23 protein-coding genes and 1 pseudogene are annotated in these 24,084 nt (G+C 62.2%); 12 read left to right on the top strand and 12 right to left on the bottom strand.

Annotation, left to right across the window (positions count from 1 at the left end; genetic code table 11):
* Window positions 1-10: 10 nt before the first annotated feature.
* From NKG60_RS12680 to NKG60_RS12660, 5 genes are all read right to left on the bottom strand, one after another.
* Window positions 11-730, bottom strand: coding sequence for an ABC transporter permease (locus tag NKG60_RS12680; RefSeq protein WP_352664355.1), 720 nt, complete (start codon window positions 728-730; stop codon window positions 11-13).
* Entirely contained in the window at window positions 727-1,440 is a 714-nt protein-coding gene (locus tag NKG60_RS12675) for an ABC transporter permease (RefSeq protein WP_352664112.1), read from the bottom strand. The genes NKG60_RS12680 and NKG60_RS12675 overlap by 4 nt, the downstream gene beginning before the upstream one ends.
* Window positions 1,441-1,510: 70 nt before the next feature.
* The gene (locus NKG60_RS12670) at window positions 1,511-2,356 is read right to left on the bottom strand and encodes a transporter substrate-binding domain-containing protein (protein WP_352664114.1); all 846 of its coding nucleotides are present in this window, start codon (window positions 2,354-2,356) and stop codon (window positions 1,511-1,513) included.
* Window positions 2,357-2,441: 85 nt separating this feature from the next.
* Complete coding sequence (locus NKG60_RS12665) at window positions 2,442-3,089, bottom strand: GntR family transcriptional regulator (RefSeq protein WP_352664116.1); 648 nt, start codon at window positions 3,087-3,089, stop codon at window positions 2,442-2,444.
* Between the two features lie 531 nt (window positions 3,090-3,620).
* Window positions 3,621-4,070: a VanZ family protein gene (locus NKG60_RS12660; RefSeq protein ID WP_352664118.1), complete on the bottom strand. Its 450-nt coding sequence runs from the start codon at window positions 4,068-4,070 to the stop codon at window positions 3,621-3,623.
* A 92-nt stretch (window positions 4,071-4,162) separates the two neighbouring features.
* Between NKG60_RS12660 and NKG60_RS12655 the strand changes: the two genes are divergently transcribed.
* The gene (locus tag NKG60_RS12655; protein ID WP_352664120.1) at window positions 4,163-4,315 is read left to right on the top strand and encodes a hypothetical protein; all 153 of its coding nucleotides are present in this window, start codon (window positions 4,163-4,165) and stop codon (window positions 4,313-4,315) included.
* Window positions 4,316-4,648: 333 nt separating this feature from the next.
* Here NKG60_RS12655 and NKG60_RS12650 read toward each other — a convergent pair whose 3' ends face one another.
* Both NKG60_RS12650 and NKG60_RS12645 read right to left on the bottom strand, forming a co-directional pair.
* On the bottom strand, window positions 4,649-4,978 hold the full coding sequence (locus NKG60_RS12650) for a DUF6894 family protein (protein ID WP_352664122.1): 330 nt from the start codon (window positions 4,976-4,978) through the stop codon (window positions 4,649-4,651).
* Window positions 4,979-5,018: 40 nt separating this feature from the next.
* The gene (locus NKG60_RS12645) at window positions 5,019-5,210 is read right to left on the bottom strand and encodes a DUF3606 domain-containing protein (RefSeq protein WP_352664124.1); all 192 of its coding nucleotides are present in this window, start codon (window positions 5,208-5,210) and stop codon (window positions 5,019-5,021) included.
* 423 nt (window positions 5,211-5,633) lie between these two features.
* On the opposite strand from NKG60_RS12645, the gene NKG60_RS12640 reads away from it, so the two are divergent.
* The 3 genes from NKG60_RS12640 to NKG60_RS12630 all read left to right on the top strand — a co-directional run bounded on the left by NKG60_RS12640 (window position 5,634) and on the right by NKG60_RS12630 (window position 7,045).
* The gene (locus tag NKG60_RS12640; RefSeq protein ID WP_352664126.1) at window positions 5,634-5,933 is read left to right on the top strand and encodes a DUF1236 domain-containing protein; all 300 of its coding nucleotides are present in this window, start codon (window positions 5,634-5,636) and stop codon (window positions 5,931-5,933) included.
* Window positions 5,934-6,072: 139 nt separating this feature from the next.
* Window positions 6,073-6,522, top strand: coding sequence for a hypothetical protein (locus tag NKG60_RS12635; protein WP_352664128.1), 450 nt, complete (start codon window positions 6,073-6,075; stop codon window positions 6,520-6,522).
* Window positions 6,523-6,703: 181 nt separating this feature from the next.
* Complete coding sequence (locus NKG60_RS12630) at window positions 6,704-7,045, top strand: hypothetical protein (protein WP_292663955.1); 342 nt, start codon at window positions 6,704-6,706, stop codon at window positions 7,043-7,045.
* 63 nt (window positions 7,046-7,108) lie between these two features.
* Here NKG60_RS12630 and ggt read toward each other — a convergent pair whose 3' ends face one another.
* The 3 genes and pseudogenes from ggt to NKG60_RS12615 all read right to left on the bottom strand — a co-directional run bounded on the left by ggt (window position 7,109) and on the right by NKG60_RS12615 (window position 12,852).
* Window positions 7,109-8,845 (bottom strand): gamma-glutamyltransferase, encoded by a 1,737-nt coding sequence (ggt, locus tag NKG60_RS12625; RefSeq protein WP_352664130.1) that lies wholly within the window; start codon window positions 8,843-8,845, stop codon window positions 7,109-7,111.
* Window positions 8,846-9,278: 433 nt separating this feature from the next.
* Window positions 9,279-10,571 (bottom strand): annotated as a pseudogene (rhaI, locus tag NKG60_RS12620) (L-rhamnose catabolism isomerase).
* 178 nt (window positions 10,572-10,749) lie between these two features.
* Window positions 10,750-12,852: a bifunctional rhamnulose-1-phosphate aldolase/short-chain dehydrogenase gene (locus NKG60_RS12615; protein WP_352664134.1), complete on the bottom strand. Its 2,103-nt coding sequence runs from the start codon at window positions 12,850-12,852 to the stop codon at window positions 10,750-10,752.
* 187 nt (window positions 12,853-13,039) lie between these two features.
* Between NKG60_RS12615 and NKG60_RS12610 the strand changes: the two genes are divergently transcribed.
* The 7 genes from NKG60_RS12610 to NKG60_RS12580 all read left to right on the top strand — a co-directional run bounded on the left by NKG60_RS12610 (window position 13,040) and on the right by NKG60_RS12580 (window position 20,181).
* Complete coding sequence (locus NKG60_RS12610) at window positions 13,040-13,849, top strand: DeoR/GlpR family DNA-binding transcription regulator (protein WP_023677380.1); 810 nt, start codon at window positions 13,040-13,042, stop codon at window positions 13,847-13,849.
* Window positions 13,850-13,904: 55 nt separating this feature from the next.
* On the top strand, window positions 13,905-14,900 hold the full coding sequence (gene rhaS, locus NKG60_RS12605; RefSeq protein WP_352664136.1) for a rhamnose ABC transporter substrate-binding protein: 996 nt from the start codon (window positions 13,905-13,907) through the stop codon (window positions 14,898-14,900).
* An 83-nt stretch (window positions 14,901-14,983) separates the two neighbouring features.
* Complete coding sequence (locus tag NKG60_RS12600; RefSeq protein ID WP_352664138.1) at window positions 14,984-16,525, top strand: sugar ABC transporter ATP-binding protein; 1,542 nt, start codon at window positions 14,984-14,986, stop codon at window positions 16,523-16,525.
* On the top strand, window positions 16,522-17,499 hold the full coding sequence (locus NKG60_RS12595; protein WP_352664140.1) for an ABC transporter permease: 978 nt from the start codon (window positions 16,522-16,524) through the stop codon (window positions 17,497-17,499). Before NKG60_RS12600 ends, NKG60_RS12595 begins: the two co-directional genes overlap by 4 nt.
* Window positions 17,496-18,497 (top strand): ABC transporter permease, encoded by a 1,002-nt coding sequence (locus NKG60_RS12590; protein WP_352664142.1) that lies wholly within the window; start codon window positions 17,496-17,498, stop codon window positions 18,495-18,497. The genes NKG60_RS12595 and NKG60_RS12590 overlap by 4 nt, the downstream gene beginning before the upstream one ends.
* Window positions 18,497-18,814 (top strand): L-rhamnose mutarotase, encoded by a 318-nt coding sequence (gene rhaM / locus NKG60_RS12585; protein ID WP_352664144.1) that lies wholly within the window; start codon window positions 18,497-18,499, stop codon window positions 18,812-18,814. The genes NKG60_RS12590 and rhaM overlap by 1 nt, the downstream gene beginning before the upstream one ends.
* Window positions 18,811-20,181 (top strand): FGGY-family carbohydrate kinase, encoded by a 1,371-nt coding sequence (locus tag NKG60_RS12580; protein WP_352664146.1) that lies wholly within the window; start codon window positions 18,811-18,813, stop codon window positions 20,179-20,181. The genes rhaM and NKG60_RS12580 overlap by 4 nt, the downstream gene beginning before the upstream one ends.
* A gap of 36 nt (window positions 20,182-20,217) precedes the next feature.
* On the opposite strand, the gene NKG60_RS12575 is transcribed toward NKG60_RS12580, so the two are convergent.
* Complete coding sequence (locus NKG60_RS12575) at window positions 20,218-21,468, bottom strand: D-amino acid dehydrogenase (protein ID WP_352664148.1); 1,251 nt, start codon at window positions 21,466-21,468, stop codon at window positions 20,218-20,220.
* 43 nt (window positions 21,469-21,511) lie between these two features.
* Entirely contained in the window at window positions 21,512-22,507 is a 996-nt protein-coding gene (galE, locus tag NKG60_RS12570; protein ID WP_352516604.1) for a UDP-glucose 4-epimerase GalE, read from the bottom strand.
* A 265-nt stretch (window positions 22,508-22,772) separates the two neighbouring features.
* Here galE and hemA point away from each other — a divergent pair, with 265 nt between their 5' ends.
* Window positions 22,773-24,050 (top strand): 5-aminolevulinate synthase, encoded by a 1,278-nt coding sequence (gene hemA / locus NKG60_RS12565; RefSeq protein WP_352448656.1) that lies wholly within the window; start codon window positions 22,773-22,775, stop codon window positions 24,048-24,050.
* Window positions 24,051-24,084: the final 34 nt, after the last annotated feature.

Genomic DNA, 24,084 nt, shown 5'->3' with positions numbered 1-24,084 from the left:
CTGATCGTGCTCAAGAGGCGGCGTCGCTCATCGTCGAGGGGCGGTGCCGCAGATGCCGCGACATCCAGTATTCGAGTGCCGCCAAGGCACGGATGATCGCGAAGTTCAAAGTGAGATAAATGGCGCCCGCGCAGATGAAGACTTCAAAGGCGCGGTAGGTCTGCGAGATCAATCCCTGCGCAATTCCAGTCACCTCCATCAAGGTCACGATGGAAGCCAGAGACGTGCCCTTGATCATCAGGATGATTTCATTGCCGTAACTCGGCAGCGCCTGGCGAAAGGCCAGCGGCAGGATAACGTGCCGATAAGTCAGACAGGTGGACAGGCCGACAGACCGGGCCGCCTCGACAAGGCCGCGTGGCACCGATTGAATCGCGCCGCGGAGGATTTCGCTGCCATAGGCGGTGGTGTTGAGTGTCAGGGCGATGATTGCGCACCAGTAGGGTTCTCGGAAAACGGCCCATAATCCAATTGCCGACAGTTGGTGCCGGAACTGACCAAGGCCATAATAGGTCAGAAAAATCTGCACCAGCAGAGGCGTGCCCCTGAACATGGCAACAAAGCCACGGATCGGCAAAACGACGAAGGGCGATTCCGATTGCTGGGCAAGCGCCAATGTGACGGCAAGAACGAAGCCGGCAACAATGGAAGTCAGGGCCAGTTCCATCGTAAGCGGCAGACCGGCAAGGAGCTTCGGCAGGATCTCGAGGAAAAAACCGAAATCTATCATGCCGACCGGACGCGCCAAGGCGCCTTTCGTTCCAGACGGTAAAAGGCATGGCCGGTGACGGAAGCGATAGCCAGATAGAGCAAGGCTGCAGCAATGTAGAAGATAAACGGTTCACGGGTCGAACCTGCAGCGATCTGTGCCTGGCGCATCAGTTCAACGAGGCCGATTACCGATATCAGCGACGAGTCCTTCAGAACCAACTGCCACACATTGCCGAGACCCGGCAGGGCGTATCTCAGGAGCTGGGGAAAAATAACCTGTCGCAGCCGCTGCAGCCGGTTGAGACCAAGCGCGCAAGCGGCATCGTGCTGTCCCTGGTCGATGGCGAGGTAAGCCCCTCGATAGACCTCGGCTTGATAGGCGCCCGAGATGATCGCGATAGCCAAGGTTCCAGTGGCAAAGGCCGGAACGCCGACGAATCCGGATCCGCCCAGGCTATGACCAAGCGAGGTCAGGGCGACGCTTCCTCCATAGTAAAGCAGATAAATGGTCAGAAGGTCGGGCACGCCTCTGAAAACGGTGCAATAGCCAAGGGCCAAGAACCTCAATACCTTGGAGTTGCGGAGACGCCCGGCCGCTGCCAGCCCACCGAATACAGTGCCAAGCGCAAAGCCCAGCACAGACAGAAGCACTGTAACCGAGGCCGCCACGAGAAGAGCAGCCCCCCAACCTCCGTGCTGGAAACCAAGCAGCCGGAATGCGTCAACCATTGATACCCCCGGCAGGGCGAACGGCTCAGCTCCGGAACGTGGTCAGGAATGGCCGTTCGCCGACAAGCGCCTACTTGACTGGAGTGACGTCGCTCTTGAGCCATTTAAGCGACAGGGTTTTGATCGTGCCATCTGCGATCGCGGCGTCGATGGCGCCGTTGAGCATGTCTTTCAGCTTGGTGTCCTCTTTGCGGATACCGGCACCGGAGCCAAGACCGAAGAGCCCCCCGACAAATCCTGGTCCTGCAAGCGTATAGTCGCTGAACTCCGGTTTGCTCAGCGTGGCGGCCAGCGCTGTCTGCTGTGCGAAGAGCGCGTCGATGCGACCGGCGGCGAGATCGAGATCGTGTTGCTCGGTGGTCTTGTATTCGCGAATCTCGGCGACGTCCGAGAAGTATTTTTTCACGAATTCCAGGTTCGCCGTTGCGGCCTGAACGCCAATGATCTTTCCCTTCAGCAATGGCTTGAGCTTGTCGATTGCCGCCTGCGCAGAGGCTTCATTGTCCAGCTTGAACCGCTCATTGGAAATGCCGAGCTTGCCCAGTTCGCTATCCTTTGCGACCGCGAAACCTGAGGGATCCACCGCATATGGCTGGGTAAAGTCGATGACCTTCAAACGTTTTTCAGTGATGAACATGCTCGCCATGATCACGTCGAACTTGCCGACGGTCAGCGCGGGGATCATGCCGTCCCAGTCCTGTGCGACGATCTTGCACTCGATCTTCATTCGCCCGCACAGATCATTGGCGAGATCGACTTCGAAGCCGTCCAGCTTGCCGTCGGCTGTTGTGAAATTCCAGGGCGCGTAGGCTCCTTCGGTGGCAATGGTAATTGCCTTTGGTGTTTCTTGTGCAACGGCGGCCTGGACCAGGCCGAACAGGACCGACGCAATGGCTGCGATGCGGCTAATTTTCATGTCATTCTCCTCTTTTTGCCGGTATGGCAGTTCCCTTTCGTCGTGCCGGATTATCTTCCGGCTTCAACGAGTTAGATGATATTTCCTAGCGGCGGCCGGGACTTGCGAAGTTGGCCAGAAGCGGTGCCGTCTCGACGATATGATCCCGCATGACGATCTCTGCCTTGCCGGCATCACCTGACCGCAGCACGTCGATCAGGATCTCGTGCTCGGCACGCGCGCTGGCGGGCTTGTCGACATAGTCGAACCAGATGCGCAGGTAGGGCTCGATCACGACGTGCAGGCTGGCAATCTGCCGGACCAGCTTGGGTCTGTTGCTCAATTGGCAAATCTGCAGATGGAAGGCCTGATGGCGCACGACCCAGTCGCTGCTGCCGGTCTGGCTGGCGCGCTCCATGCGGTCGAGCTGGCGTTCCAGTTCTTCAAGCACTTCGACATCGATGTGCGGCATGGCAAGCCTTACCGCCAACCCTTCGAGCGCCGAGCGTATTTCAAATGTTTCGTAGATCTCATCGAGGGTAAGCCCGGCGACGATGCAGCCACGGTTCGGGCGAATGACCACAAGACCTTCCGCGGCCAGCTGGCGGAATGCTTCGCGAACCGGCATGCGGCTCATGCCGATTTCAGTCGCGATCTCTTCTGGGATCAGCCGGTCCCCGGCCCGATAACGCCCCATCCTCAGGGCCCGCTGAATGTGGCGATAAGCCTCCTCCTCGGCGGTCGTGATGCCCAACGGCCCGATTGCGTCAGCTGCCATGTCCAGGGTCCAATCAGAGCGTATCTGTGTATCCACTTATCCAGTTGTCAGAACCTGTGTCAAGCACCGATGCTTGCGCGCGTTGGAATTTCTCTTGTGAGAATAAGCACTTGGTAGGGAAAATCGGGCAAGCACACCGTAATCGGCTAGCCGCTGATCGGCCTACTTTTCAACGTCCTGCAAAAAAAGGCCCGCCGCCCCATTTGCGAAGCGGCGAGGCCCCATATTCGGGGACGTTGCCGGGGTTACCGGCAGTGCCTACAGTGCAATTCAGGTGCCAGAATTGTTGATCCAAAACGGGTCACCGCACCGGAGGCGCGAACGCGGACCTTCCGCGATCACGCTACTGCCGCGCTTTGCCATTCCTGCTATGTTATTTTCTGGCGGACCTGATTTTTTCCGCCTGGCCGGCGCCCCATCAGGCAACTTACCCCAACGCGCCCCCCAAGTGGCGCCGGCCATTTTCCCCTTATTGGGGCACGGGCGCGCCGATTCTGCGCTTTCGAGCTATGGCAATCCGCCGGCGAGCCGCTTTGTCCAGCCTGCAATTGTCAGCCCGCACGCGATTCCCGCGCAGTCGGCCACCCAGTCGAACAGATCCGGGTCGCGCCCTATCAGTTGCACGGCCTGAAGACCCTCGATCGCCGCGCCGGTGAGAACGAGGAGTACAATCAGCTTCGCCTTGCGTTCCGGCCAGCCGAGACTTCCGAGAGCCGCAAGGACGACGAAGGCGGCGGCGTGATTGAGCTTGTCGTAATCAAACGTGAAAGCCAGGCCAAGACCCTGCAGGAGGCGCTCCGGCAAAAGGGCGAACAGCAGAACGCCGGCAAACGCGGCCGGAAAGGCAATCCTTGCCACGATCTGATAAGAATCCAGGCGCCACAAGGATAGAATGGCCTTTCCGAATGTGCAGGGGGCACCGCCGATCGCTGAATTGAGCGCGAGCGCGGCGTCCAATTTCCGCCGTCCGGGCGTCCGGTGCATCGTCAGAATGAATGAATGCCGCGGTTCTGCCGCTGCACAGGCCGAACTGCTGGGAGTGCTCTGCAATGGTGCGGCTTCCGCGATCACGCAATTACCTGCTGCGCCAGCGCGGCTACTATCTGGCTGCGGCGGACCTGATTTCCGCTTGGCCGGCGCTGCGTCAGGGCACCTTACCCCATGCCACGCGAAGCGGCGCCGGCCAGAATTCCAACGGTTGAGTGAGGAGCGACCCGCGTCAAAAGCCCGCCGCCCTGTCGGACGACGGGCTCCGTTGCCTGGGCGCCAGGGCGCCGCGGTAGCGACTGATGCTACTAATGCTCCCGCAGGTCTCCAATATGCTGCTGCCGGACGGCGTTGCGCATCGGCTAAACAAACGAAGCCCGCGCCTCTGGCGGAGGGCGCGGGCCGACCGGGTTGCAGCCCGATCTGCAGCTGAAACCCGGGAGGTTCCCGCTGCTTAGGATAACAATCAGAGACTTCTAATGTTCCGGTTTAGGGAAGATGCCGGCTGCTTCAGAAATCTCATGGTCGGAGCGATGACGATCGAGGCGTCAGCTCGTGCGCAAGTCGATCTGGAAAATCCGCTCGTCGAAGTGCCGCGTTTCGACGGCAAAGGTCAAGGCCACGTCAAGGACCAGACCGCCATAGTCGTCCCGGACCTTGACTGCAATCCTGCGATGAGGAAGGCCATCCCTGGCCATCTCGCCCAATGTGCGAAGGGCTTCTTTCCTGACCAGCGGGACATCGTCGTATAACGTTCCCTGATCGTCGGAATAGACGATTCCGTCTTCATCGGAATCGAAGAAGTAGCGGGGCATTGCGCTTGGCCGAAGCGGCGGCATCCGGGCACGTTGTCGATAGCTGGCCGCGATCTCGGCCAATCGCGATCAGTGCCTCTCCACCGTTGGCTTGGCCGCCATCTCACTTGCGCTCGCGCAATGCCTTCACCGCCTGCGAGAGGATCATCCGGTCGCCGCCGGTCCTTTTGATCAGCTTGCTCACCTGGCTGGGCGAAACACCATTTTTCCGCGCGAAATATTCGACCTCGTAATACTCATCCGCCGAAACGCGATTGCGATCGCTGAAGTCTCGCTTGGTCTTGTCGTCGGCCATTTCTGTTCTCCTCGCCCCTTCTCTTCGCTTCAGGGGGTCAACTTTGGTGCACGCAGCAATTTAAGGGTTCGCCCGCCACAAAGTGACGGGCGAACCCTTATCGGCGCAGGAAGGGACAGGGCTGCGCAGATGCCGGGTTCGATCGGAATGGAAACAGCCAAGATCGGTGCGAGCAACCGTCGACTTTTTCCATGGAATCCTCCCGGAACGTGCAGCCAGCAACGGCTAGGCGCCGCGGCGGTTCCGGGTCACGCGGCAAACCCACCCTTTGCGCACAAGGATCAGACTTAGGTCCTGCGGCAACACGTCGATTGGTCCCTGCCGGGCGGGACCGAAGCCCCGTCGACGGAACGTTTTCAGCTGCCTTCCGTTCGAGGGAGCCTTGGCGTGAAGAGCGGACCGAGTTCGCAAAGGAGACGACCCATGAGAATGCATCTTTCCACCGCGGTGGCAGGATTGTTGCTGCTGGCAGGCGTCGGTGCCGCCGCGGCGCAAGACGTTGTCATCGAACCGCAGCAGGAAACGGTCATCAAGGAGTATGTGAAGAAGCAGCCGCTGGCCTCGGTGAAAATCCCTGGGGTGGAGCTCAATATCGGCTCAACGCTTCCCGATACTGTCGAGCTTCATGAAGTCCCCAACGTCAAATACCGCTATGTCGTCGTCGACAACCGCACCGTCGTCGTCGACCCAGGCACGCGCAAGATCGTCAAGATCATCGAGTGACGTGAAAGCTTCGGGCAGCCATCGCCCGCCGCTCAGAAATGAGCGGCGGGCGATGTATGCGTCAAGGGTTCCTCGGCGTCCTCGCTCAGCAGGAACCTGCCGTACTATTGAGGGCCGGGGGGCCTCACAGGCAGTTTCAATGCGAACAATCAGCAGACTTTTTGATTTCCATGACCAGGCGGCGCGAGCCGTCGAAGCACTTCAGGCGGCAGGAATTGCGCGCCACCAGATCAGCATCATCGGGCCCTACGACGACGAAATCGGCGCCGTCTTGCGCGGTCCAGGCACCGGTGCCGCCCTTGGCGCGGCGGCGGGTTTGTTGGCCGGCCTAGGCGCCTTTAATATTCCCGGCATCGATCCCCTCGGCGCGGGATGGCTGGCATCGGCCCTCGTCGGTGCAGCCTTGGGCTGCGTTGTCGGCAGACTTTTCGGCACATTGTCCGATATCGGCAAGCAGCCAGGCAAGCCGGATGCCGCACAAGGTGTGATCCTGGTGCTGGCGCATGTCGATGAAAGGCAGGCCGACACCGCACAGGCGGTGCTTGGGGCTTCCGTTCAGGCAACGCAGTCTTTGGCCAGGGCGGCATGAAGATTCAGCTCGAGCAAAGCGCTTGACCAGGCCGCGCAGCGGGACGGCGATCCAAGCGCGAATTCAAAAATCTCTGGCAAGCCGCCGCCAGAAAGTGTTGAACACCGTGCCGATCACATTCGGCGAGCGGTTGCGCTCGGCGAGGCTTGATGATTTGCTGTCGGTTTGCGGAGAACGAATAATGCATGAGCCTGTCGGTCAAGACGAATATGGGTCGACCAGCCCGTTCGATCCGGACGATCTGTCGAGGTTGAACGCAATCGGCCCGAGCGCCGGCAGCAACGATTTCGAAAAATACGCAGTCGCCGTGATCATCGTGTTCGGCGCCCTGATCATCGGTGGCCTGATGGCTGCCGGCTTGAGCTTCGGGCGCCGCAGCACCTTCTTTTTCGCGCTTGGCGGCGCCACAGCGGCATGGATATCCGGCAATGCGCTTCTGCTCGACCGGCCGCGCATCTACGCGCTATTCGTCGGCATCGCGGCACTGATGCTGATAGCGTCGACGATCGCGCTGGTCACCTGATTCAGAGCGTAATCTTCTTGTCGACCATGATCTTATCCGTAAACCGGTCCCCACTTTTTGGGCCTAATACCCGATAGCCTTGCCGGATGCGGCGCGGCTGTCGATGGCGCCATTGTAGCGGGCGCCGCCACCCTTCTCGATTTCCGCCAGGCTCTTGCCGCCGACCAGGATGCCGGCCGCCTGGCCCCAGGTCGTGTCGGCAAGATCGAGGTGGTAGCCCATGCCGGTGAGCAGCTTTTCGGTATCGGGCGACAGGCCGAAAGGTTCGATATAGACCGTGTCGGGCAACCATTGGTGATGGACGCGCGGTGCGTCGATGGCCTCCTGGATGTTCATGCCGTGGTCGACGACGTTGACGATCGCCTCCAGCGTGATGGTGATGATGCGTGAACCGCCGGGGCTGCCGATGACCATGAACGGCTTGCCGTCTTTGGCGAGGATGGTCGGGCTCATCGACGACAGCGGCGTCTTTTTCGGCGCGATCGCGTTCGCCTCGCCCTGGACCAGGCCATAGAGATTAGGCACTCCGGGTTTCTGGGTGAAATCGTCCATCTCGTTGTTGAGCAGAATGCCGGTGCCGGCGGCGACAACGCCGGCACCGAAAGAGCCGTTCAGCGTGTAGGTTACCGCGACAGCGTTGCCATCATTGTCGATGATCGAATAATGCGTCGTCTCGCTGCTCTCGCCAAAGCCCTTCGGCATCAATTCCTGCGAGACGCCGGCCCGGAACGGATCGATCTTTTCGCGGATTTCCCTGGCGTAATTCTTGTCGAGCAGTTTTGCGACCGGGTTGTCGACGAAACCGGGATCGCCGAGCGCCGAATTCCGGTCGACATAGGCGTGGCGCATCGCCTCGACCATAACGTGAACCGTCTCGGCCGAACCGGCGCCGAGATAGGACAGCGGATAGAGCTCAAGCACGTTGAGGATCTCGCAGATGATGATGCCGCCGGAGCTCGGCGGCGGCGAGGAAATGATCTCGTAGCCGCGATAATTGCAGGTCGCCGGCTTGAGCTCACGAACCACGTAGTTTTCGAAATCGGCCCTGGCCAGAATGCCGCCCTTCTCGCCGCTCGCCTTGACGATGGCGTCGGCGGTCGCGCCTTTGTAGAAGGCATCCGCACCGCGCTCGGAAATGGCGCCAAGCGAAGCCGCGAGATCGGGCTGAACGAGGCGCTCGCCGACAGCATAAGGCTTGCCGTCCGGCTTGAGGAAAATGGCTGCCGCCGCTGGGTCCCTCGCCAACCGCTCCGCGCCGCCCCGGAGCGAGGCCGCATCGCCCTGCTCCAGCACGAAACCTTCTTTGGCAAAGCGGATTGCCGGCGCCAGCAAGTCCTGCCGAGACAGCGTGCCGTATTTCTCCCGCGCCATCTCGAAACCGGCAACCGAGCCCGGCACGCCGACCGCCAGATAGCCGTCGAGACTGGCGCCCTTCACCGGCTTGCCGTCCTTGTCGAGATACATGGTTTTGGTCGCGGCCAACGGTGCGCGCTCGCGAAAATCGAGGAAGGTCGAGCGACCGTCCTTGAAGCGGATGGTCATGAAGCCGCCACCGCCGATATTGCCGGCGGTCGGATAGACAACGGCCAGCGCATAGCCGACGGCGACCGCGGCATCGACGGCATTGCCGCCCTTCTTCAGCACCTCGACGCCGACTTCCGAGGCCAGATGCTGGGCGCTCACCACCATGCCGTGCTCGCCCTTCGCCGGCTGCGGCGAGGCGGCAAAGGCGAGGAACGGTACGAAGGTCAGGGTGAGGGAAAGGCTGACGGCGATTAGGGTTCGGCGGGTGTTGTGCATGGCCGTTCTCCGAGGCGTGGGGTAGACCTAGGAAACGCGCTTGGCGGGGTCGAGTCTACTGACATTAATGGGAAGGCGAGGGTTCAGGCCGGCGGAACTGCCGATCTCCCCCCTTGCGGGGGAGATGGCCGGCAGGCCAGAAGGGGGGTGCTGTCCCTCCGACCTCTCCAGCAATGCGCGGGCACATCCTCTGGCTATTTTGCAGGTTGCACGATTCGACGTTGGAGATCCGTCCCACCCCCCTCTGTCCTGCCGGACATCTCCCCCGCAAGGGGGGAGATCGGATTTCGCCTTTGGTTTTCGCCAACATTCAACGCTGACAGGCAACTTTGTTCTTGCTTTGTGCCGGCAGCTATGCTACTAATTCCGGTATGGTGCTAATTGGCTCCAACGACCCGCCCTTCGTGGCGGGTTTTCCATTTTCACCCCAACATCAAACAATCCCGCCACCGACGCTTGCGACCGCCGGCCGTTCGGCTGCGACCTTCGCCCGGTAGCCGGCGGCGCGGTAGGCGGCGACCGGATCGATGGCGCCACCGGTCTTCAGCCGCGCCATGGCGAGGATCGGCTCGACGTCGGTGCGATAGGCTGTCTTCAGCGTTTGCGTCGCCATCAGCGCGTCATTGGCGTCCTGAAAGCCTTCGAGCGCCTTGCGGTCGACCAGCAGCGCCTGGGCATAGGCGCGCTGCACCTCGACCGCCGACAGCATCAGGCTTTCGATCGGATCGGTGACGTTATGGCTTTGGTCGAGCATGTGGGCGGGATCGAAACCTTCGTCACCGGCAAGCTCGGCATCGACCAGTTCATTGAAGACGAGGAACAGGCGGTAGGGATCGATCGAGCCGGCGTCGAGGTCGTCGTCGCCATATTTCGAATCGTTGAAATGGAAGCCGCCGAGCTTCTTGAACTGGATCAGCCGCGACACGATCATTTCGATGTTGACGTTGGGGGCGTGATGGCCGAGGTCGACCAGGCAGAACGCCTTGTCGCCAAGCTCTTTGGCGATGATGTAGTTGGTGCCCCAATCCTGCACAACGGTCGAATAGAAGGCCGGCTCATACATCTTGTGCTCGGTGAACAGCTTCCAGTCGTCCGGCAGCCCGGCATAGATCTCCTTCATCGCGTCGAGATAGCGCTCGAATGCCCTGGCGAAATTGACCTGGCCGGGAAAGTTCGAGCCGTCGCCGATTCATACCGTCAGCGCTTTGGAGCCCAGCGTCCTGCCGATCTCGATGCATTCGAGATTGTGCTCGACCGCCTGCCGGCGTGTTGCTGCATCGGCATGCGACAGCGAGCCGAATTTATAGGAAAGTTTCTGGTCCCTGGCGTCGGAGAAGGTGTTGGAGTTGATGGCGTCGAAGCCAAGGCCGAAGCGGGATGCCGCCTGTTTCAGCCGGTTCGGATCGGCCTTGTCCCAGGGAATGTGCAGCGAGACGGTCGGCGTCGCCTGCGTCAATTGCCGGATTACGGCGCAGTCCTCGATCTTGTCGAAAATGTCACGCGGCTCGCCGGCGCCGGGAAAGCGGGCAAAGCGGGTGCCGCCGGTGCCGACGCCCCAGGACGGGATGGCGACGGCGAATTTCTCGACCTTGTCGCGGATGGCGTCGATGGCGATGCCGCGGCGGTCGAGGCGCTCGCCGAGAGACTCGTAGTCGCGTCTGAGATCGGCATCGCGCGCGGCATTGTGCCTGTCGACGAGGTCGGCGGAGATGATGGTTTCGGACATGGTGGTTTCCTCCCAATTTGCGTTGGTCGGCGCTGCCCCTCACCCTTACCCTCTCCCCGTAAAGAACGGGAAGAGGGGGGATCACCGGCGTTGGAGCGCTTCCCTTCTCCCCGTCACTATACGGGGAGAAGGTGCCGGCAGGCGGATGAGGGGCAGCGCAACCCTTAAAGACGGTCGCTTATCGCGTAAAACTCTGCGCGTTGCCGGCGTCGACGTTGATGATGTTGCCGGTCGATTTGGCCGACATATCGGAGGCGAAGAAATAGATCGCCTCGGCGATGTCTTCGGGGAACACCGACCGCTTCAGCATCGAACGCGAGCGGTAGTGCTCCTCGAGATCGTCGGTCGACATCTTGTAGGCGGCGGCGCGCTGTTCCTTCCACTCGCCGGTCCAGATCTTCGAGCCGCGCAGCACAGCGTCGGGGTTGACGACATTGACCCTGATCTGCGCTTCCGCGCCTTCCAGCGCCAGGCAGCGTGCCAGATGGATCTCGGCGGCCTTGGCCGTGCAATAGGCGGCGGCGTTTGGCGATGCGGCAAGCCCGTTCTTGGAGGCGACGAAGACGACGTTGCCGCCGATCTTCTGCGCCCGGAACAGCCGGAACGCTTCCCGCGAAACCAGGAAATAGCCGGTCGACAGGATGTCCATGTTCTTGTTCCACAGCGCCAGCGTGGTGTCCTCGATCGGCGCCGACGTTGCCAGACCGGCATTCGACACGAGGATATCGATGCCGCCAAATTCGACCGCCGTTTCGGCAAAGCCGGAGATCACCTGATCCTCGGACGTGACGTTGATGACGACGGGCCGGACGAAATCCTTGCCATAGGCCTTGGCAAGCTCGTCATTGGCGCTGGCAAGGGCTGCTTCGTCGATATCGGCCAGCACGACGCAGGCGCCCTCGCGCAGCAGCCGGTTGGCGGTGGCCCGGCCGATGCCGCCGGCGCCGCCGGTGACCAGCGCAATCTGGCCGGCAAGAGCCTTTGGTTTCGGCAGGCGCTGCAGCTTTGCCTCTTCGAGCAGCCAGTATTCGATGTCGAAGGCTTCCTGGTCGGGCAGGCCGACATAGGTCGACACCGTCGAGGCGCCGCGCATGACATTGATGGCGTTGACGTAGAATTCGCCTGAAATGCGCGCCGTCGCCTTGTCGCCGGCGAAGGTGAACATGCCAACGCCGGGCATCAGATAGACGACGGCGTTCGGATCGCGCACGGGCGGCGAATCCGGGTGCTTGCAGCGGTCATAATATGCCTGATAGCCGACGCGATACTCCGCCACATCGTCGGCAAGACGGGCAATGACGGCATCGACGTCGGGATTTTGGGGGTCGAACTCGATGACCAGCGGCCGGATCTTGGTGCGCAGGAAGTGGTCCGGGCAGGACGTGCCTAGTGCCGCCAGCGGCCGCAAATCCCTGGAACTGACGAATTCGAGCACGGCAGGGGAATCGTCGAAATGGCCGAGCTTGTGGCTGTTCTCCGAGATCAGGCCGCGGATCCTCGGCATCAGTTTTGCGGCCACGGCGCGACGCGCCGGCGCATCGAGGGATTTGACGACTTCGCCGCCGAAGATCGGCTTGCCCTGGCTCTTGCGCTCGAACCAGTCGATCGCCTGGTTGATCACCGAGATCGTCGTCTCGTAGCATTCCTTCGGCGTGTCGCCCCAGCTGAACAGGCCATGGCTTGCCAGCACGACACCCTTGGCGTTGGGGTTCTCGAGGCAGAATTTCTCCAGCCACAGGCCGAGCTCGAAGCCCGGACGTTTCCATGGCAGCCAGCCGATCGTGTCGCCGAAGATCTCCTTGGTCAGCGCCTGCGAATCCTTGGCGGCAGCAATGGCGATGATCGCATCGGGATGCATATGGTCGACATAAGGCTTCGGCACGAAGGCATGCAGCGGCGTGTCGATGGAAGCCGCGCGCGGGTTGAGATTGAAGGTGCAGTGAGGCAGATAGCCGACCATCTCGTCTTCGTGTTCGAGGCCGCGATAAAGACCTTTCAGCGCACGCAATTTGTCCATGTAGAGCGTGGCGAAGCCGTCTGTTTTAATCGAGGCGCTGTCGCCGCCCGAGCCCTTGACCCACAGCACTTCCACGCTCTCGCCGGTGAGCGGATCCTTTTGCCAGATCTTGGAGGAGGTGTTGCCGCCGCCATAATTGGTGACGCGCTTGTCGGAGCCAAGAACATTCGAGCGATAGACCAGACGTTCGGGCTCGCTCATTGCTTGCGCTTTTGCGTCATCCCAAAGATTGGCGAGGCGCGTGCCGGAGCGCTTGTCGAGCATAGGTATCCTCCCTTTGGGACACGCAAACGGCGCGGGTCCCTTTTGTACGAATTTCTACGCAAGCGGCGGCCTTGTCAATCACAAACGATCAATATCAGTCATATTGCATCGCACAACGAAATTATCTGATCGGAAATGATTGACACTGCGCGCTTTGGGTGCCTAGATGCTCAGGCAGGGAGGAACCATGCACGAAAAAGAGCGCCACAGGATCATTCTGTCCGCCGTCCAGGAAAAACCTGTGGTGACGGTGCAGGAGATGGTCGACCTGACGGAGTCGTCGGAGGCGACGATCAGGCGCGACATCGCGGCATTGCATGTGCAAAAGCGGCTGCGCCGCGTGCGCGGCGGGGCCGAGGCGCTTTCGCCGCCGCAGTTCATCGGCCTTGCCGGCCGGCCCTTCTCCGTCAACGAGACCATCAACGCTTCGCAGAAGCGGGCAATCGCGCGGGAAGCCGTGGATCTATGCAAGGACGGCGAGCCGATCATCATCAATGGCGGCACCACCACCTTCCAGATGGTGCATTTCCTGACCGGCCGCCGCATGCCGATCTTCACCAATTCCTTCCCGATCGCGGAGCACCTGCTCAGGCACTCCAAGAACACGGTGATGCTGTCAGGCGGCACCATCTACCGCGAGCAGAACATCATCCTGTCGCCGTTCGACAATGACGTGACGCGCAATTTCTACGCGCGCCGCATGTTCATGGGCGCACAAGGGCTGGGGCCGCTCGGTCTTATGGAAGGCGACCCGCTGCTGATCCAGGCCGAACAGAAACTGATCGACCAGGCAGACGAGTTGGTGGTGCTGGTCGATTCCTCGAAATTCCGCAAACGCTCGAGCCTGATCCTGTGCGGCCTGTCGCGCATCGCCACGGTGATCACCGACGACGCCATCGAGGATCGCGAAGCCAAGATGCTGGAGACCGCCGGCGTCACGCTGATCATCGCCCGCACAACGGCAACCAACAAGGAAGAATCTTCGCTGCAGGCCTGAGAAAAACTCACGCCCGCAGCGGTGATGGAATGCAACGCTCAAGGGAGGATATTCGATGAGCTTTCTGAAGAAATTGATGGTTACGGCGGCGTTCTCCGCCGCCATGTTCGTGAATGCCGCCTACGCCGAAAACGTCAAGATCGCGCTGGTGGTGAAGTCGCTCGGCAACGGCTTCTTCGACGCCGCCAACAAGGGCGCCGAAGAGGCGGCCAAGGAGCTCGGCGATGTCGACATCATCTACACCGGCCCGACCAAGGCGACCGCCGAAGCTCAGATCGAAGTGGTCAATTCGCTGATCGCCCAGAAGGTCAACGCCATCGCCATTTCGGCGAACGACGCCGACGCGCTGGTGCCGGTGCTGAAGAAGGCGATGCAGCGCGGCATCACCGTTATCTCGTGGGATTCAGGCGTCGCGCCGGAAGGCCGCCAGCTTCACCTCAACCCCTCCGACACCAACCTGATCGGTGAGACCATCATCAAGCTGGCCGCCGACTATCTGCCGGAAGGCGGCGATGTCGCCATCCTGTCGGCTTCTTCGACCGCGACCAACCAGAATGCCTGGATCGACGCGGCCAAGAAGGTGCTGCCGGAGAAGTTCCCCAAGATCAAACTCGTCGCCACCGTTTATGGCGACGACGACTCGGCCAAGAGCACGGACGAGGCCAAGGGTCTTTTGAAGTCCTATCCGAACCTCAAGGCGATCATCGCACCGACCACGGTCGGCGTCGTTGCCGCCGCGCAGGTGGTGACCGATGAAGGCCTGATCGGCAAGGTCAACGTCACCGGCCTGGCGCTGCCGTCGGAGTTCAAGAAGTTCATCGACAATGGCGCCAGCCAGGCGGTTGCGCTGTGGAACCCGATCGATCTCGGCTATTCCGCGGTCTACCTCGCCCATGACCTGGCGGTGAAGAAGGAAGAAGGCAAGCCCGGTGCTACGCTGTCGATCGGCCGCGTCGGCAAGGTCACGCTCGACGACACCAACTCGGCTGCGATGGCTCCGCCCTTTCAGTTCGACAAGTCGAACATCGAAAAGTTCTCCAAGATCTATTGATCCTGGAGCCTTCGAAACGGTGCGGCGGGGCTCAGGTTCCGCCGCGCTTTCAAACGAACCTTGTTTCAGGGCTTGATACGATTATGGACACGACAGCCCAACACGAAGTGGCGAAGGAAGCGCCTTTGTCTCCCGGACCGCGCCTGATGCTGTCCGGCATCTCGAAAAGCTTTCCCGGCGTGCGGGCGCTGCACGATGTCGGCCTGTCGCTCTATCCCGGCCAGGTAACCGCGCTGATCGGTGAAAACGGCGCCGGCAAGTCGACGCTGGTCAAGATCATGACCGGCATCTACCAGCCTGATGCTGGCACGATCAGCATCGACGGCCAGCCGGTCACACTGCCCAGCGCCCACGCCGCGTTCGGGCATGGCATCACCGCCATCCACCAGGAAACGGTGCTGTTCGACGACCTGACGGTGGCCGAAAACATCTTCCTCGGCCATGCGCCGCGCACGCGTTTCAAAACCATCGACTGGCGCACCATGCGCAAGAATGCCCGCGAGGTGCTCGACACGATGGGCGCCGGCCATATCGACGCCGATGCCAGGCTGAAGGATCTCGGCATCGCCAACAAGCACCTTGTCGCCGTCGCCCGCGCCATGTCGATCGACGCGCGGATCGTCATCATGGACGAGCCGACGGCAGCGCTTTCGATGAAGGAGATCGAAGAGCTTTTCCTGCTGATCGAATTCCTCAAGAGCGACGGCAAGGCGATCCTGTTCATCAGCCACAAATTCGATGAGATCTACCGCATCGCCGACCGCTATACCGTGTTCCGCGACGGCGAGATGGTCGGCGAAGGCCTGATCAAGGACGCCGGCCAGAGCCAGATCGTGCGCATGATGGTCGGCCGCTCGGTCGATCACATCTTTCCGCAGCGCAAGGCCGAGATCGGCGCGCCGGTGCTCGCCGTCTCCGGCCTGTCGCATCCGACCGAGTTCGACGACATCGGCTTCGAACTGCACAGGGGCGAAATCCTCGGCTTCTACGGCCTTGTCGGCGCCGGGCGCAGCGAGGTGATGCAGGCGATATCAGGCATCACCCGCACCAGCGGCGGCACGATCACGCTGGAGGGCAAGGCGATCGCGCCGAAATCAGCGGCGGATTCGATCAATGCCGGCATCGTCTATGTGCCGGAGGAGCGCGGCAAGCAAGGTGTGGTGATCGGCCTGCCGATCTTCCAGAATGTCTCGCTTCCCTCGCTCAGGCGTACCTCCAAGTCCGGCATGTTGCGGCTGGCGGAAGAGTTCGCCCTGGCCCGCGCCTATACCGAGCGGCTCGACCTGCGCGCTTCCTCGCTCAGCCAGGATGTCGGCACGCTGTCGGGCGGCAACCAGCAGAAGATCGTCATCGCCAAATGGCTGGCGACCGCGCCCAAGGTGATCATCCTGGACGAGCCGACCAAGGGCATCGACATCGGCTCGAAGGCAGCCGTGCACGGCTTCATGGCCGAGCTCGTCGCGCAAGGCCTGTCGGTGATCATGGTGTCGTCCGAACTGCCGGAAATCCTCGGCATGTCCGACCGCGTCGTCGTCATGCGCGAGGGCCGCATTGCCGCGGTCTACGACAATAAGGGGCTCGACGCCGAAACCTTGGTCAGGACGGCAGCGGGGATCGCGGCATGAAGGCTTTTCTCAGATATCGCGAGGTCTGGCTGCTGGCGGCAATCGTCGTGCTGATCGGGCTGATCTCAACGCGGTTTCCAGGTTTTGCCGATCCGGCCAATCTGCGCCAGGTGTTCAACGACACGTCGATCCTGATGATCCTGGCACTCGGCCAGATGGTCGTCATCCTGACCCGCTCGATCGACCTGTCGATGGCTTCCAATCTCTGCTTCACCGGCATGGTGGTGGCGATGCTGAACGCCGCACATCCGGCAATCCCGACCCCGCTGCTGATCGTCATCGCACTTCTGGTCGGGCTGGTGCTCGGCGCCATCAACGGCCTGCTGGTATGGCGGCTGAACATTCCCTCGATCGTGGTGACGCTCGGCACGCTCACCATCTACCGCGGCGCCACCTTCGTCATATCAGGCGGCGCCTGGGTCAATGCCGACCAGATGAGCCCTGATTTCATCGGCCTGCAGCGCGCGGCGTTCCTCAGTATTCCGGTGCTGTCGTGGATCGCCCTTTTGGTCATTGCCCTGTTCTTCCTCGTGATGACACGCACCGCGCTCGGCCGCTCGATCTATGCCATCGGCGTCAACCCGACCGCATCGGTCTATGCCGGCATCGATGTCGGCCGGACGAAATTCATCGTCTTCTGCATCTCGGGGATGATCGGCGGCCTCTGCGGTTATCTCTGGATCTCGCGCTACGTCATCGCCTCGGTCGAGGTCGCCAATGGCTATGAGCTCAACATCATCGCCGCCTGCGTCATCGGCGGCATTTCGATCGCCGGCGGCATCGGCTCGGTCGGCGGCGCGGTGCTCGGCGCGCTGTTCCTCGGCATCATCTCCAACGCGCTGCCGGTGATCAATATCTCGCCCTTCTGGCAAATGGCGATTTCAGGCAGCGCCATCATCCTGGCCGTGGTGCTCAACGCGCGCGGCGAACGCCGGCAAGGCCGCATCATTCTCAAAAAGGCGGAAGCGGCATGACCGACACCCCTGCCCCACGCCACATTCCCGATCGGCTCGACAAGCCTTTCACTGCGGCGGTCTTCTCCTGGGAGGCGCTGCTGGTCGTTGTCGCTGTTGCCATTTTTGCCGTCAACAGTTTTGCCTCGCCCTATTTCCTCGACCCATGGTCGCTGTCGGACCTGACTTTCAACTTCACGGAAAAGGCGCTGATCGCGCTCGCCATGGCGCTGCTGATCATCTCCGGCGAAATCGACCTGTCGGTGGCCGCCATCATCGCACTCGCGTCAACAATGATGGGCATGGCGGTGCAGGCCGGTGCTGGCACTCCGGTGCTGATGGCAATCGGCCTCATCGTCGGGCTCGGCTGCGGCGCCTTCAACGGCCTGCTCGTCACCAGGCTCGGCTTGCCGTCGATCGTCGTCACCATCGGCACGATGAGCCTGTTTCGCGGCATTGCCTTCATCATCCTGGGCGACCAGGCCTACAAGGGCTATCCCGCGAGCTTCGCCTTCTTCGGCCAAGGCTACGTCTGGTGGGTGGTGTCGTTCGAACTGACGCTGTTCCTGGCCGCGGCAGTTATCTACTGGTTCCTTTTGCACCGGACGAGCTTCGGCCGCCGGGTCTTTGCCATCGGCAACAACCCGGTCGCGGCGCAGTTTTCCGGGGTACGTGTCGGCCGCATCAAATTCATCCTGTTTTGCCTGACCGGCCTGATGGCGGGCATCGCCTCGGTGCTGATCACATCGCGGCTCGGCTCGACCCGGCCGTCTATCGCGCAGGGCTACGAGCTCGAAGTCATCACCATGGTGGTGCTCGGCGGCGTCAGCATCCTGGGCGGCGCCGGCAGCATTCTGGGTGTGGTGCTGGCCGCCTTCATCATGGGGCTGGTGACCTTCGGCCTCGGCCTGCTCAACGTGCCGGGGATCGTCATGTCGATCTTCATCGGCCTGCTGCTGATCATCGTCATTGCGCTGCCGATCCTGTGGCGGCGCGTGCAGCGGGAGCGCTTTGCCTGATGCCGGAGAAATACGCGTTCAAGATGAGGCTCAATCCGGGCATGAAGGCCGAATACAAGAGGCGCCACGACGACATCTGGCCGTCACTCGTCGCGTTGCTGAAACGGGCCGGTATCTCCGATTATTCGATCCATCTCGACGAGGAGACCAACACCCTGTTCGGCGTGCTGTGGCGGCGCGATGACCACGGTATGGACGAATTGCCGAAGCATCCGGTGATGCAGCGTTGGTGGGCCGAGATGGCGGACATCATGGAGACCAGGCCGAACAACGAGCCGGTGGCGGTGCCGCTGGAAACAATGTTCCATATGGAATGACCCGCCACGTCGCCGTCATCGATATCGGCAAGACCAACGCCAAGGTGGCGCTGGTCGATCTTGCCGCAGCAAGCGAAGTCGCGCTGCGCAGGATGGTGAACGAGCCGGTTCGGCAAGGCCGGTACCCGCACCATGACGTCGAGCGGTTATGGGCGTTTATCCTCGGCAGCCTGGCCGAGATCGATCGCGAGCAGCGCATCGATGCGATATCGATCACCACCCATGGCGCAACGGCCGTGCTGGTCGACGCATCTGGCGAACTGGCGCTGCCGGCGCTCGACTACGAATTCGACGGGCCGGATGCCCTTGCCGGGGACTATGACACGATCCGTCCGGCGTTCTCCGAGACCGGCACGCCGCGCCTGCCGGCCGGCCTCAATCTCGGTGCGCAGCTGTTCTGGCAGCAGAATCGCTTTCCGGCGGATTTCGCCAGAACCGCCGCGATGCTGATGTATCCGCAATACTGGGCCTTGCGCCTGACCGGCGTCGCCGCCAGCGAGGTGACTTCGCTCGGCTGCCACACCGATCTTTGGAACCCGTGGAAAGCGGATTTTTCGTCGCTGGTCGACCGGCTGCAATGGCGCCGGCTGATGGCGCCGGTGCGGCAGGCCAAGGACCGCCTGGGCCCGATCCTGCCCGCTCTGGCGTGGCAAACCGGCCTCGACCCACAAACGCCGGTGTATTGCGGCCTGCACGATTCCAACGCCTCGCTGCTGCCGCATCTCCTATCCGGCAAGCCGCCTTTCTCCGTCGTCTCGACCGGCACCTGGGTGGTGTCGATGGCGGTCGGCGGCAGCAAGGTCACGCTCGATCCGGCACGCGACACGCTGGTCAATGTCAACGCACTCGGCGATCCCGTGCCCTCGGCGCGCTTCATGGGCGGCCGCGAGTTTTCCGTGCTGACCGAGGGCCAATCGGAGAACTGGACGGACGACGATGTTGCCACGGTGCTGGCGCGCAAGACGTCCCTGTTGCCCTCGACCCAACAGGGTTCGGGGCCGTTTCCGCATCATACCGCATCATCGCTTAACGCGGACGGGATGAGCGCCGGCCAGCGCTTTGTCGCCATCTCGTTCTACCTGGCGCTGATGACCGCGACCTGCCTCGACCTGATCGGCGCGGACGGTCCCACCATCGTCGAAGGACCCTTCGCCCGCAACCGGCTGTTTACCCGCATGCTGGCTGCGGCGACAGCACGCGCCGTCATTGCCTCCGAGGCTGCGACAGGCACCAGCATCGGGGCCGCCTTGCTGGCGTCGGACCAGGGGACACCGCAAGGCAGGGGCGAAAGGACCGAACCGTCGGCCGATCCACTCTGGACAAGTTACGTGCGCTCCTGGCGTTCGGCGGTCGACGAACGAGCCTGACCGCCGAGCTCATGGCGCCCTGATGTCGGGAGATGCCTAGCCCGCGTAGAGCAATCCTTGCGGATCGATCTCCGGCTTGCGGCCGGCAACTATGTCGGCAAGGAACTTTCCCGAGCCGCAGGCCATGGTCCAGCCGAGATGGCCGTGGCCGGTGTCGAGGTAGAGATTGTCGTACCGCGCCCGGCCGATGACCGGCACGGAGTTCGGCATCATCGGGCGAAGTCCAGCCCAGAGCTCAGCCTTGCTCTCGTCGAAGGCGCCGGGGAACAGGTCCTTGCCGGTGTTCAGGATCGAGTTGAAATCGCGTGGCTTGAACGTGCGGTCGAACCCGGTGAACTCCGCCGTCGAGGACATCCGCAGCCGATTTCCCAGCCTGGAATAGCCGATCAGCCGATCCTCGTCGGCGCCGCCCATGATCGGCCCCTTGCTTTCATCTTCCAGCGGAACAGTCACGGTATAGCCCTTCACGGGGTAGACGGGGAGGTCGATGCCGTAGCGGCGGCCGAGCAGGCCGCTCTCCGGCCCCATGGAAATGACCACCGCGTCGCCGGCCACCGGGCCGGCCGAGGTCATCACGGCGCGCACGCGGCCGCCGTCGATCTCGAGGCCTTCGACAGTGGTGCCGTAGAGGAACTGGACGCCGAGTTTCTCGGCGGCATAGGCAGCGAGGCGCTGCGTGAATTGGCTGGAGTCGCCGGTCTGGTCGATCGGCGAATAGACGCCACCGGCAATCTTGTCCTTAGCGCCGGCGAGGCCCGGCTCGAGCTCGACCAGCCGGTCGCGGCCGACGATCTCGATCGGCAGGCCGTGTTCGCCGAGATAGCGGTAATTGTCGGTGCCGGTGTCAAAGCTCTGCTGCGAGCGGAAGAAATACAGAATCCCCTTCTTGCGCTCGTCATAGTGGATGCCGGTTTCGGCGGAGATGGCGTTGATGCAGTCGCGCGAATAGAGCCCCAGACGCAGCTTGACGTCGGTGTTGGCGCGCATGCGCTTATGCGTGCACTGGCGCAGGAAGCGCAGGCTCCAGGCGAAAAAATATGGATCGAAGCGCAGGCGCACCTTGATGCCGAGATCGTGGTTATAGAGGCCGCGCAGGAACGTCTTCAGCGCTGCCGGCGAGGCCCAGGCGGTGGCGTCCCCGGGCGACACCAGGCCGGCATTCGACCGGCTGGTGCCGCGTGCTGCCGCCGGATGGCGCTCGATCACCGTCACCTCATGGCCGTCGCTGGCCAGACAATAGGCCGCCGCCGTGCCGACGACGCCGGCTCCAAGCACCAGGATTTTCATTCCGCCCCCAGCGCGCTGAACCAACCTTTGCGGAGAGCCCACTTCACCCCAGAGCCGAATTCTTGCTGGTCAGGATGCGCTCCCAGGCAAGCGCATCGGCAACAATCTGGTCGAGGTTGTCGCGCTGCGGGGTCCAGCCGAGTTCGCCGCGCGCCAGCTCCGAATTGGCGACGACCGCGGCGGCGTCGCCGGCGCGGCGATCGCCCATCCGCACGTCGAAATCATGGCCGAAGACGCGGCGGACGCTGTCGATGACCTCGAGCACCGAATAGCCGTGGCTGTAGCCGCAATTGGCGACCAGGCTCGATCCGCCGGCACGCAGCCGCTGCAGCGCCAGCCGATGCGCCGCCGCCAGGTCGCTGACGTGGATATAGTCGCGCATGCAGGTGCCGTCCGGCGTCGGATAATCGGTGCCGAACACCTGCATGAAGGGACGCTTGCCGAGCGCCGTCTCGCAGGCGACCTTGATCAGATGCGTGGCACCGGGCGTCGACTGGCCGGTGCGGCCCTTCGGATCGGCGCCGGCGACGTTGAAATAGCGCAACGCCGTATAGCGCAACCCATGGGCAATGGCTGCGTCGCGCAGCATCCATTCGCTCATCAGCTTGGACAGGCCATAGGGCGATTCCGGCGCAAGCCGGGCATCCTCGCGCACCGGCTCCAGGCCGGCGCCGCCATAGACGGCGGCGGTCGAGGAAAAGATGAAATTGGGCACGCCTTCGCGCACTGCGGTCTCGATCAAGGTGCGCGTCTTGCAGGTATTGTTCTCGTAATAGGCAAGCGGGTCGGCGACCGATTCGGGGACCACGATCGAGCCGGCGAAATGGATGATCGCGTCGACCTTATTGTCGCGGATGATCGAGGCGACCAGTTCCCTGTCGGCGACATCGCCGACGACGAGCTTTGCTTCCGGGGCTACTGCCCATTCAAAGCCGGTGGAAAGCCGGTCGAGGACGACGACGCTGTCACCCGTGTCCAGCAATTCCCAGACCATATGGCTACCGATATAGCCGGCCCCGCCTGTCACCAAAACCGTCATCCGCATCCTCGCTATTCATGATTTATCGGAACTGTCTCAATCGTCGCCTTACTGGAAAACCTGCCGCCAAGCCATTAGAACCTGCGGTAACCGGTCTCATCGGCGTGTGGCATTGTCCTGAAACAAGATTGATCCACATCAAGGGAATAGGCCACGTTCCGTGGTCGTTAGGAACAGGCTCGGGGCGTGGCATTTTGACCAAAAAGGCCAGGTGGACGACGAATGGGCCAATGACTATGATCCCGCGCAAAACTGGGAAGGCGACATGAACTATCAGCGGTTTTTCGAGGAAGCGATCGACCAGCTCCATGCAGAGCGCCGCTACCGCGTCTTCGCCGACCTTGAGCGTATCGTAGGGAAATTCCCGCGCGCCATCTGGCGTGCCAATGGCCGCGCCGAGGAAATCACCGTCTGGTGCTCCAACGACTATCTCGGCATGGGCCAGCATCCCGACGTCATTGCCGCGTTCCAGAAGGCGGCAGGCAAGATGGGGTCGGGGGCCGGCGGCACCCGCAACATTTCCGGCACCAGCAACCCGCTGGTCGAGCTCGAACTGGAGCTGGCCGACCTGCACGACAAGGAAGCGGCACTGGTTTTCACCTCCGGCTTCGTTTCCAACGAGGCGTCGATCTCGACCATTGCAAAGCTGCTTCCCAATTGCCTGATCATCTCGGACGAGCTCAACCACGCTTCGATGATCGAGGGCGTGCGGCGCTCGGGCGCCGAGAAGAAGATCTTCCGCCATAACGATGTCGCGCATCTCGAAAGCCTGCTGCAGACCGCCGGCCGCGAGCGCGCCAAGCTGATCGTCTTCGAGAGCGTCTATTCGATGGACGGTGACATCGCGCCGATCAAGCAGATCGTCGATCTCGCCGAGCGTTACAACGCCATGACCTACATCGACGAGGTCCACGCCGTCGGCATGTACGGGCCGCGCGGCGGCGGCATCACCGAGCGCGAAGGGCTGGCCGACCGCATCGACATCATCGAGGGCACGCTGGCCAAGGCGTTCGGCACGCTTGGCGGCTACATCGCCGGCAACACTGCGGTGATCGACGCGGTGCGCTCCTATGCGCCGGGCTTCATCTTCACCACGGCGTTGCCGCCGGCGATCGCTGCCGCGGCAACCACCTCGATCCGCCATCTCAAGCGTTCGCAGGCCGAGCGCGACGCGCAGCTGCGCCAGGCGACACGGACCAAGCAAGTGCTGGCCGCGGCCGGCCTGCCGGTGATGGAATCGCCTACCCACATCGTGCCACTTCTGGTCGGCGATCCCGAGCTCTGCAAGATGGCCAGCGACCGCCTGCTCGGTGTGCACGGCATTTACATCCAGCCGATCAACTACCCGACAGTGCCGCGCGGCACCGAACGGCTACGCATCACGCCGACACCGTTCCATTCGGACGCGCTGATCGCCTCGCTGCAGGACGCGCTGGTCGAGACATGGGACGCGTTGGGGATTCCCTACGGTTCGGCCGGCCGGCCTTCGGTGGCCAAAAGCGACCGCGTCATTCCGTTGCTGGTGCCGAAGTCGGGCGGGTAACTCCGCCGCCACGGGCAGCCGCCTATCGGTGCCG

Origin of the sequence: Mesorhizobium sp. M1428 (assembly GCF_040317515.1) — a bacterium.
Classification (GTDB): Bacteria; Pseudomonadota; Alphaproteobacteria; order Rhizobiales; family Rhizobiaceae; genus Mesorhizobium.
This window is presented reverse-complemented; position numbering and strand designations above follow the sequence as displayed.

Excerpts from the sequence above, each read along its gene's own strand:
- NKG60_RS12680 (WP_352664355.1), bottom strand. The coding sequence starts at position 730 with ATGATAGATTTCGGTTTTTTCCTCGAGATCCTGCCGAAGCTCCTTGCC.
- NKG60_RS12675 (WP_352664112.1), bottom strand. The coding sequence starts at position 1,440 with ATGGTTGACGCATTCCGGCTGCTTGGTTTCCAGCACGGAGGTTGGGGG.
- NKG60_RS12670 (WP_352664114.1), bottom strand. The coding sequence starts at position 2,356 with ATGAAAATTAGCCGCATCGCAGCCATTGCGTCGGTCCTGTTCGGCCTG.
- NKG60_RS12655 (WP_352664120.1), top strand. The coding sequence starts at position 4,163 with ATGGTGCGGCTTCCGCGATCACGCAATTACCTGCTGCGCCAGCGCGGC.
- NKG60_RS12645 (WP_352664124.1), bottom strand. The coding sequence starts at position 5,210 with ATGGCCGACGACAAGACCAAGCGAGACTTCAGCGATCGCAATCGCGTT.
- NKG60_RS12640 (WP_352664126.1), top strand. The coding sequence starts at position 5,634 with ATGAGAATGCATCTTTCCACCGCGGTGGCAGGATTGTTGCTGCTGGCA.
- NKG60_RS12635 (WP_352664128.1), top strand. The coding sequence starts at position 6,073 with ATGCGAACAATCAGCAGACTTTTTGATTTCCATGACCAGGCGGCGCGA.
- NKG60_RS12630 (WP_292663955.1), top strand. The coding sequence starts at position 6,704 with ATGCATGAGCCTGTCGGTCAAGACGAATATGGGTCGACCAGCCCGTTC.
- ggt (WP_352664130.1), bottom strand. The coding sequence starts at position 8,845 with ATGCACAACACCCGCCGAACCCTAATCGCCGTCAGCCTTTCCCTCACC.
- NKG60_RS12615 (WP_352664134.1), bottom strand. The coding sequence starts at position 12,852 with ATGCTCGACAAGCGCTCCGGCACGCGCCTCGCCAATCTTTGGGATGAC.
- NKG60_RS12610 (WP_023677380.1), top strand. The coding sequence starts at position 13,040 with ATGCACGAAAAAGAGCGCCACAGGATCATTCTGTCCGCCGTCCAGGAA.
- rhaS (WP_352664136.1), top strand. The coding sequence starts at position 13,905 with ATGAGCTTTCTGAAGAAATTGATGGTTACGGCGGCGTTCTCCGCCGCC.
- NKG60_RS12600 (WP_352664138.1), top strand. The coding sequence starts at position 14,984 with ATGGACACGACAGCCCAACACGAAGTGGCGAAGGAAGCGCCTTTGTCT.
- NKG60_RS12595 (WP_352664140.1), top strand. The coding sequence starts at position 16,522 with ATGAAGGCTTTTCTCAGATATCGCGAGGTCTGGCTGCTGGCGGCAATC.
- NKG60_RS12590 (WP_352664142.1), top strand. The coding sequence starts at position 17,496 with ATGACCGACACCCCTGCCCCACGCCACATTCCCGATCGGCTCGACAAG.
- rhaM (WP_352664144.1), top strand. The coding sequence starts at position 18,497 with ATGCCGGAGAAATACGCGTTCAAGATGAGGCTCAATCCGGGCATGAAG.
- NKG60_RS12580 (WP_352664146.1), top strand. The coding sequence starts at position 18,811 with ATGACCCGCCACGTCGCCGTCATCGATATCGGCAAGACCAACGCCAAG.
- NKG60_RS12575 (WP_352664148.1), bottom strand. The coding sequence starts at position 21,468 with ATGAAAATCCTGGTGCTTGGAGCCGGCGTCGTCGGCACGGCGGCGGCC.
- galE (WP_352516604.1), bottom strand. The coding sequence starts at position 22,507 with ATGACGGTTTTGGTGACAGGCGGGGCCGGCTATATCGGTAGCCATATG.
- hemA (WP_352448656.1), top strand. The coding sequence starts at position 22,773 with ATGAACTATCAGCGGTTTTTCGAGGAAGCGATCGACCAGCTCCATGCA.